This window comes from Pseudomonas sp. CFBP13509 (assembly GCF_005233485.1).
GTDB lineage: Bacteria > Pseudomonadota > Gammaproteobacteria > Pseudomonadales > Pseudomonadaceae > Aquipseudomonas > Aquipseudomonas marginalis.
Genome location: NZ_QGAA01000031.1, coordinates 48,484 through 55,878, shown reverse-complemented (window position 1 = coordinate 55,878; position 7,395 = coordinate 48,484). Strand labels below are relative to the sequence as shown.

Annotated in this window: 8 protein-coding genes; 2 read left to right on the top strand and 6 right to left on the bottom strand. The window is 62.2% G+C overall.

Features of this window, described 5'->3' with window-relative positions; translation table 11 throughout:
• Positions 1-252: 252 nt before the first annotated feature.
• Positions 253-1,401, bottom strand: a complete 1,149-nt coding sequence (locus PspCFBP13509_RS30200; RefSeq protein WP_065923809.1) for an aldose epimerase family protein — start codon at positions 1,399-1,401, stop codon at positions 253-255.
• A 136-nt stretch (positions 1,402-1,537) separates the two neighbouring features.
• Here PspCFBP13509_RS30200 and PspCFBP13509_RS30195 point away from each other — a divergent pair, with 136 nt between their 5' ends.
• Positions 1,538-2,305 carry an SDR family NAD(P)-dependent oxidoreductase gene (locus PspCFBP13509_RS30195; protein ID WP_065923810.1) on the top strand — a complete coding sequence of 256 codons (768 nt, stop codon included), beginning with the start codon at positions 1,538-1,540 and terminating at the stop codon, positions 2,303-2,305.
• A 135-nt stretch (positions 2,306-2,440) separates the two neighbouring features.
• On the opposite strand, the gene PspCFBP13509_RS30190 is transcribed toward PspCFBP13509_RS30195, so the two are convergent.
• Together PspCFBP13509_RS30190 and mug are read right to left on the bottom strand one after the other, a co-directional pair.
• Positions 2,441-3,037, bottom strand: coding sequence for a glutathione S-transferase family protein (locus tag PspCFBP13509_RS30190; protein ID WP_074846076.1), 597 nt, complete (start codon positions 3,035-3,037; stop codon positions 2,441-2,443).
• Between the two features lie 37 nt (positions 3,038-3,074).
• Positions 3,075-3,587: a G/U mismatch-specific DNA glycosylase gene (gene mug, locus PspCFBP13509_RS30185; protein ID WP_137213106.1), complete on the bottom strand. Its 513-nt coding sequence runs from the start codon at positions 3,585-3,587 to the stop codon at positions 3,075-3,077.
• A 79-nt stretch (positions 3,588-3,666) separates the two neighbouring features.
• On the opposite strand from mug, the gene yghU reads away from it, so the two are divergent.
• Positions 3,667-4,503: a glutathione-dependent disulfide-bond oxidoreductase gene (gene yghU, locus PspCFBP13509_RS30180; RefSeq protein ID WP_065923812.1), complete on the top strand. Its 837-nt coding sequence runs from the start codon at positions 3,667-3,669 to the stop codon at positions 4,501-4,503.
• A 47-nt stretch (positions 4,504-4,550) separates the two neighbouring features.
• On the opposite strand, the gene PspCFBP13509_RS30175 is transcribed toward yghU, so the two are convergent.
• Genes PspCFBP13509_RS30175 through PspCFBP13509_RS30165 form a run of 3 tightly spaced genes read right to left on the bottom strand, consistent with a single transcriptional unit; the run spans position 4,551 to position 7,292 of the window.
• Positions 4,551-5,477: a sugar ABC transporter substrate-binding protein gene (locus PspCFBP13509_RS30175; protein ID WP_027607581.1), complete on the bottom strand. Its 927-nt coding sequence runs from the start codon at positions 5,475-5,477 to the stop codon at positions 4,551-4,553.
• Positions 5,478-5,496: 19 nt separating this feature from the next.
• Positions 5,497-6,276, bottom strand: a complete 780-nt coding sequence (locus tag PspCFBP13509_RS30170) for a TIM barrel protein (RefSeq protein WP_053139449.1) — start codon at positions 6,274-6,276, stop codon at positions 5,497-5,499.
• Complete coding sequence (locus tag PspCFBP13509_RS30165) at positions 6,276-7,292, bottom strand: Gfo/Idh/MocA family oxidoreductase (protein WP_065923814.1); 1,017 nt, start codon at positions 7,290-7,292, stop codon at positions 6,276-6,278. Before PspCFBP13509_RS30165 ends, PspCFBP13509_RS30170 begins: the two co-directional genes overlap by 1 nt.
• Positions 7,293-7,395: the final 103 nt, after the last annotated feature.

The following is a 7,395-nucleotide window of genomic DNA, read 5'->3' as shown; positions in this document are numbered from 1 at the left end:
CCACAGCGGTTCGCTCCTGCTGCTGGCGGTGGTCATCGACCGCATGAAACAACGCTGATGGTGGTAACCAAGCCCGTCGTAGTGAGCGGGCTTGCCCCGCGCTGGGGCGCGAAGCGGCCCCAACACAGTCACTGCATTCTTCCAGGCTGAACCGGGTGGCGGGTTTTAGGGCCGCTTCGCGCCCCAGCGCGGGTCAAGCCCGCTCACCACAAAAAAAGCCCGCTTCGTTAACCGAAGCGGGTTGCTGTCAGGTTAATCAGCGGAGAACTTGAAGACGGTGTTCTGGGTATACGTCTGCCCCGGATTCAAACGGGTCGAGGCAAACGTCGGCTGGTTAGGCGCATCCGGAAAGTGCTGGGTCTCCAAGGTGAAACCACTCCAGTGCAGGTAGGTCTTGCCACCTTTGCCCTTCACCGAACCATCCAGGAAGTTGCTGGTATAGAACTGCACGCCCGGTTCGCTGGTGTAGAGCTGCAAGCGCCGGCCTGACGCCGGGTCGTGCACCTCGGCGGCGAGTTGCTTGACGTCGCCCTTGGTGTCCAGCGCCCAGTTGAAGTCAAACCCGCCCTGTTTCGGCTCGGCAAATTTGAGCTGCGGGTGATCTTCCTTGATGTGCTGGCCGATCGGGGTGGGCTTGAGGAAGTCCATCGGCGTGCCCTTGACCGGTGCCAGTTCGCCGGTAGGAATCAAGGTGGCATTCACCGGGGTGTAATGGCTGGCATGCAATGTTGTGACGTGCTTGAGGATGTCGCCGTTACCCGCACCGGCCAGGTTGAAGTAGCTGTGGTTGGTGAGGTTGAGTACCGTCGGCTTGTCAGTGGTGGCCTTGTAGTCGATGTGCAGTTCGTTCTTGTCGTTGAGGCGATAGGTGACTTCGGTTTTCAAATTACCGGGAAAGCCCATCTCGCCGTCCTTGGACAGGTAGCTCAGCTTCACGCCGACCGAATCCTTGTCCTTGACCGGCTCGGCCTTCCACACCTGCTTGTCGAAGCCCTGGGCGCCGCCATGCAGTGAGTTGGGGCCGTCGTTGAGCGGCACCTGGAAGCGCTTGCCGTCGAGTTCAAAGGCGCCGCCGGCCAGGCGATTGCCGAAGCGGCCAATGGTTGCGCCGAAAAACGCCGTACCGCTTTGATAGCCTTGCACGTCGTCAAAGCCCAGCACCACGTCGTCGACCTTGCCGTTTTTGTCCGGCACTTTCAGCGATTGCAACACGCCGCCGTAGGTGATCACCGTGGCTTGCATGCCGTGGCTGTTGCGCAGGATGTACTGTTCGACGGCGGTGCCGTCGTTGGTTTTACCGAAAGGTTTTTGCTCGCTGCTCAGGCCGGCCGCCTGGGCGCCGCCGCTGGCGATCATCATGGACAGCGCCAGGCCGGACAGCAGGTATCGAGGGTGCTTCATGGTCGAACTTCCTTTTGTTGTTTTGAGTGGAATAGTTCTACTAATAGCGATATTTTGTCGGTTGGACAGCGAATTTATAGCCTTTAAAGCCGATTTCGTAAAATAAAATAAGACTAATTGATCGAGGCATCCTTTTATGAGTACTGAACACGCCGTTTATCCCGACCTCAAGGGCAAGACCGTATTGATTTCCGGGGGCGCCTCGGGGATCGGCGAATTCATGGTGCGGGCCTTCGCCGCGCAGGGTGCCAGGGTCGGGTTTGTGGACCGCGCGCAAAGCCAGGGCGAACGCCTGGCGGCGCTGTTGAGTTCCCAGGGGCATGCTGTGGAGTTCGTGTGCTGCGACATCACCGATGAAATCGCCTACAAAGCGGCCATAGGGCGCTTCGAGCATTCCCTGGGGCCGATCAGCGTACTGGTGAACAACGCCGCCAATGACGTGCGCCACACCCTGGAAGAAGTCGATTCGGAAACCTTCGACAAGCTGATCTCAGTCAACCTCAAACACGCCTTCTTTGCCGCCAAGGCCGTGGTGCCGATGATGAAACGCGCCGGCAGCGGCTCGATCATCAACCTCGGCTCCGTCGGCTGGATGATGGCCTCCGCCGGCTACCCGGTGTACGCCGCCAGCAAGGCCGCCGCCCACGGCATGACCCGCGCGCTGGCACGGGAGCTGGGGCCGAACCGTATCCGTGTGAACACGCTGGTGCCCGGTTGGGTGATGACCGAAAAACAGCTGTCCATGTGGGTGGATGACGCCGCCAAGGAACTGATCAGCCGCAGCCAGTGCCTGCCCGGCAGCGTACTGCCGGAACACATCGCCAATATGGCGCTGTTTCTTGCTTCCGATGCCTCGGCGATGTGTTCGGCGCAGAACTTTATTGTGGATGGCGGCTGGGTCTGAGCCTGACTCAATCCTTCATGCAACCCAGGCCAATGTGGGAGGGGGCTTGCCCCGATAGCAGTCTTTCAGTAATACATCTGCTGACTGACACACCGCTATCGGGGCAAGCCCCCTCCCACATTTGAACTGCGGTGCTTAGGCGATGGGGTAACGCTTGAACGCCGGATGCTGCTCCAGCCTTTCGGCATGCCGTTGCAGGTTGGGAAATGCATCCGCCTTGACCACCGATGCCACGGTGAACTGGCTGAACGACCAGGCCACCGCCGCCGTAATCGACGCCTGGGTCAGTGCTTCGCTGTCGCCCAGCTGCTTCTCCAGCAATCCATAGGCCGCGAGCAATTGGCCGGTCACGCGCTCAAGCCACGGTGCATGCAGTTTCTCGGCCGGGCGCAGGTTGTGTTCATAGACGATCTGCACGCTCTTCTCACAGGCTGCCAGCGCCAGTCCCAGAACGTGCAAGTCCTTGGCAAGTGCCGCAGGATGCTGGGGCAACAGCTTCCTGTCAGCCGGGGCCAGGGTTTCGAGGTACTCCAGGATCAGGCTGGAGTCCATCAATACCGTGCCGTCGTCCAGCACCAGGGTAGGGGCCTTGACCACCGGGTTGATCTGCGCAAATTCGTCGAAGGTGCGGAACACGGACAAGGGTTCATGCACGAAATCCACCCCGTACAGGTCCAGGGAAATGGCCACGCGGCGCACGTAGGGCGAGTCCAGCATGCCGATCAGTTTCATGAAGCCTCCATTGCTATCAGGGTGACGAGCCAAGAGATTAAGGGCACTCGGTCGCCCGGCGCAATTGTTGATACGCCTGCACCAACTGCTCCAGGCTGAACGCCAGGTTGCGTCCGCTGGGATTGGGCAGCACCCACACTGACGCGCCGCCCAACACTTTTGGCTGCAAGCCCCAGGCGATCTCGCGTTGGCCGCTCAACGCGCTGTAGCCGGGCTTGCCCATGAACGCCACGAAGCGCGGCGCGCAGTGGCGGATTTTGTGTTCGAAGTTCGTCGCGGCCTGTGTGAACTCATGCCGTGCCAATTCGCCCGCGCTGGCCGTGGGACGATCCACCAACGTGGTCAGGCCGCAGTGGTAGTGCAGCAGCGTACGCCCGTGTTCGGGGCGGATTTCATGGGGCGTGAAGCCGGCCAGGTGCAGGGTGCGCCAGAAGCGGTTGCTGCGGTTGGCGAAATGCAGGCCGAGGGCGGCGGAACCCTTGCCGGGGTTGATGCCGCAGAACACGACCTTCAGGTGATTGGCGAGGATATCTTCGAGTCTGTCGGCCATGTGGGGGTATCTGAATGTGAGCCAATCGGTAAGATGCGCTTTGAATTCATCCATCCCAAGCGCCTCAGGAGCAGTGAGCATGACCGATTCATCCAGCTATGTCCCACCCAAGGTCTGGACCTGGGACGCCGAAAGTGGCGGCACCTTCGCCAGCATCAACCGGCCCATCGCCGGCGCTACCCATGAAAAGCAATTGCCGGTCGGTAAGCATCCGCTGCAGTTGTATTCCCTGGCTACGCCCAACGGGCAGAAGGTCACCATCCTGCTCGAGGAACTGCTGGCCCTGGGGCACAGCGGCGCGGAATACGACGCCTGGCTGATCAAGATCGGCGACGGCGACCAGTTCGGCAGCGGCTTTGTCGGGGTCAACCCGAACTCGAAGATCCCGGCCTTGATGGACCACAGCGGCGCCCAGCCGATTCGCGTGTTCGAGTCCGGCGCGATCCTGCAGTACCTGGCCGAGAAGTTCGGCGCCTTTTTCCCCACCGAGCCTGGGGCCCGTGCGGAATGCCTGTCGTGGTTGTTCTGGCAGATGGGCAGCGCACCGTACCTGGGCGGCGGCTTCGGGCATTTCTATGCCTATGCGCCGAGCAAGATGGAATACCCGATCAACCGCTTTGCCATGGAAACCAAGCGCCAGCTGGATGTGCTGGACCAGCGCCTGGCCGTGAGCGAATACATCGCCGGGGATGAATACACCATCGCCGATATCGCCATCTGGCCGTGGTACGGCGGGTTGGTCAAAGGCCGCTTGTATGGGGCGGCGGAGTTTCTCTCGGTGCACGAGTACAAGCACGTACAGCGCTGGGCGGACGCGATTGAGGCGCGGCCGGCGGTGCAGCGTGGGCGGCGGGTGAATCGGGTGTCGGGCGAGGAACAGTTGCCCGAACGCCATGATGCAAGTGACCTGGACTGATTCGCTGATCGTTCCCACGCGCGTGGGAACGATCACTGATCTTCGATTTACTTGTAGCGCTGTTCGAACACCGCCACCTGTTCGGGCTTGATGAGCTCGAACGGCACCCACACCTCGGACTCGATCGGCTCGCCCTTGATCATCCTGATCGCCGACTGCACCGCTTGCGTGGCCTGGGCCTTGGGGTCCTGGAATACCGACGCCGTGAGCATGCCGCGCTTGATCGCCGCCAGACCGTCAGGCAAGCCGTCGATGCCGATAATCGCGATCTCGCCCTTGGCCTTGCCCGCCTGTTGCAAGGCCATGGCCGCGCCAATCGCCATTTCATCGTTATTGGCCACAATCGCATCGAACTGCGTGCCGGCCAGCAGCCAGTTGCTGGTCAGGTCCATGCCCTTGTTGCGTTGCCACTCGGCGCTTTGCTGCTCCACCACCTTGATGCCGGGAAAGTCCTTGAGCACCTGCTTGACGCCTTCGGTACGGTCATGGGTGGCGTTCTGTGCGAGGTCGCCCATGATGATCGCCACATTGCCTTTGCCGCCGAGCTTTTCCGCGAGGTAGCGCATCTGCAATTGCCCGGCCTCGATATCGTTGGATGCCACGGTGACCACGCCCTTGGGCAAGGTGCGCTCATCCGGGTGGCGGTTGACGTACACCAGCGGCGTCTTGGCCGCCACGGCGGCGCGGGTCATGTTAGCGGTGGCGGCGGTGTCCACCGGCAGCACGATCACGGCGTCGACTTTCTGGTTGAGAAAACCTTCGACCTGGTTGAGCTGGCGCACCACGTCGCCCTGGGCGTCTTCGAACTGGATCTGCACGTCCTGTTGCTTGGCGGCATTTTCCAGGCCGGTGCGCACGTAGGTCATGAAGTTATCGTCGACCCGCGCGATGCTCACGCCGATGCGATACGCGGCGAAGGTCCATTGGCTGAAAAGCAGTAAAAATGCAGCAACAAGCAATGAATAGCGATGCATGAGGGTGTTCCTTTTATTGTTATAGGGTGAACGCTTGACGGAAACGCTCCAAGGCCAACTCGCTGTCGCCGCTGGCCCAGCCTTCGAGGCCGACCACGCCGTTGTATCCCATGGCGTGCAAGGCCCTGGCAATGGCCGGGTAGTGGATTTCGCCGGTGCCAGGCTCCTTGCGTCCGGGCACGTCGGCCACCTGGATTTCACCGATGGCGCTGCCTGCGCGCTGGATCAGCTCGATCAGGTTTCCTTCGCCGATCTGCGCGTGGTACAGGTCCAGGTTCATCTTCAGGTGCGGGCTGCCCACGGCTTCGATCAGCGCCAGGGTGTCGTCGGCGCGGGCGAACGGGGTGCCGGGGTGGTCGACCTCGGTGTTGAGGTTTTCCAGCAGGAACACGCGGCCGGCGTCTTCGCCCAGGCGCGCGATTTTTTCCAGCGCCTTGCACGCGCTCAGCCACATGCGTCCGGTGGTCTGGCTCACGGGCTGCACCGGCAGGCCGCCGTCACCCAGGCCGGTGCCGTGCAGGTTGAGGCTGGGGCAATTCAGGCGCTCGGCGACGCCGATGGATTCGCGCGCGCTGTCGAGCAGTTGGCGGATGCCGTCGGGGTCGGTGAGGGTGCCGCTGATATAGCCGGTCATCGAGGTGAAATCGGCGCCGGTGGCGGCCAGGGCGCTGATGTCTTTATTGGTCCAATTCCAGATCTCCGCACTGAAACCCAGTGCATGGATGCGCTTCACGCGCTCGACGAAGGGCAGGTCGAGAAACACCATCTCGGCACTGATCGCCAGTTTGAACGGGCTCATCAGCGGGCTCCCTGCACGGCCACGGCCTTGCCGGTCTCGAACGACTCGATACAGGCGCGGGCAATCGCCAGGGCGGCGCGCGCGTCTTCGCCACTGGCCATGGGTTTGGCGCCGGTGCGTAGGCAGTCGACAAAGTGGTTGAGTTCGGCGATGTAGGCGTCGCGCAGCAGGTCGGTGTCCATGCGCTGGGTGTCGGCCTGGATGCCCTCGGCCAGGTAGCGCACCAGGTCGGAGTCGTTGAGGCTGCCCATGCTCAGCATGCCGGCGCTGCCGAACACTTCGCCGCGCACGTCGTAGCCGTACACCGCCTGGAAGTTGGCCTCGGCGGTGGCGATGGCGCCGTTGTCGAAGCGGATCGCGACCACGGCGGTGTCGAGGAAGCCTTTGCTTTTGTACTCCGGCGCGATCAATGCGTCGGCCATCACATACACCTGCACCGCTTCGGCACCGGGGTTGAGGTAGCGCAGGGTGTCGAAGTCGTGGATCAGGGTTTCCAGGAAGATCACCCATTGCGGCGAATTGGCCGGGTTGTTGAGTGCCGGGTCGCGGGTCAGCGAACGCAACAACTGCGGCGTGCCGATGCGGCCGGCCGCCACATCGAGGTGGGCCGTGCGGAAGCTCTTGGCGAAACGCCGATTGAAACCGACCTGCAGCGGCACGCGCGCATCGGCCGCGGCGGCAATGGCGCGGTCGGCTTCGTCGAGGGTGATGGCCATGGGTTTTTCGCAGAAGATCCCCTTGCCCGCGCGGGCGGCGCTGATCACCAGTTCGGCGTGGCTGCGGGCGGGGGCGGCGATGAGGACGCCGTCGATGTCCGGGTCGTCGAGCAGCTGTTGCGGGTCGGTGTAGACCTTGGCTACCCCCAGTTCGGCCGCCAGGCGTGCGGCTTGGCCGGGAGTGGGGTCGGCGATGGCGGCGAGGGTTGCGCCAGGGATGTGTCGCGCAGCGGTCAGGCCGTGGAAACTGCCCATGCGACCCGCGCCGATCAAGCCCAGGCGGATGTTCTGTGTACTCATGAAATAACCCCTTTTTATTGTTGGCCGCAGGACAGCCCTGACTGGCAAAGGGGCAGGAGCAAAGGTTATGCCAATTTACAAGCGACTGATAATTAAGGGTTTA

Coding starts and splice junctions, on each gene's coding strand:
- PspCFBP13509_RS30195 (WP_065923810.1), top strand. CDS start 1,538: ATGAGTACTGAACACGCCGTTTATCCCGACCTCAAGGGCAAGACCGTA.
- yghU (WP_065923812.1), top strand. CDS start 3,667: ATGACCGATTCATCCAGCTATGTCCCACCCAAGGTCTGGACCTGGGAC.
- PspCFBP13509_RS30190 (WP_074846076.1), bottom strand. CDS start 3,037: ATGAAACTGATCGGCATGCTGGACTCGCCCTACGTGCGCCGCGTGGCC.
- PspCFBP13509_RS30200 (WP_065923809.1), bottom strand. CDS start 1,401: ATGAAGCACCCTCGATACCTGCTGTCCGGCCTGGCGCTGTCCATGATG.
- PspCFBP13509_RS30175 (WP_027607581.1), bottom strand. CDS start 5,477: ATGCATCGCTATTCATTGCTTGTTGCTGCATTTTTACTGCTTTTCAGC.
- mug (WP_137213106.1), bottom strand. CDS start 3,587: ATGGCCGACAGACTCGAAGATATCCTCGCCAATCACCTGAAGGTCGTG.
- PspCFBP13509_RS30165 (WP_065923814.1), bottom strand. CDS start 7,292: ATGAGTACACAGAACATCCGCCTGGGCTTGATCGGCGCGGGTCGCATG.
- PspCFBP13509_RS30170 (WP_053139449.1), bottom strand. CDS start 6,276: ATGAGCCCGTTCAAACTGGCGATCAGTGCCGAGATGGTGTTTCTCGAC.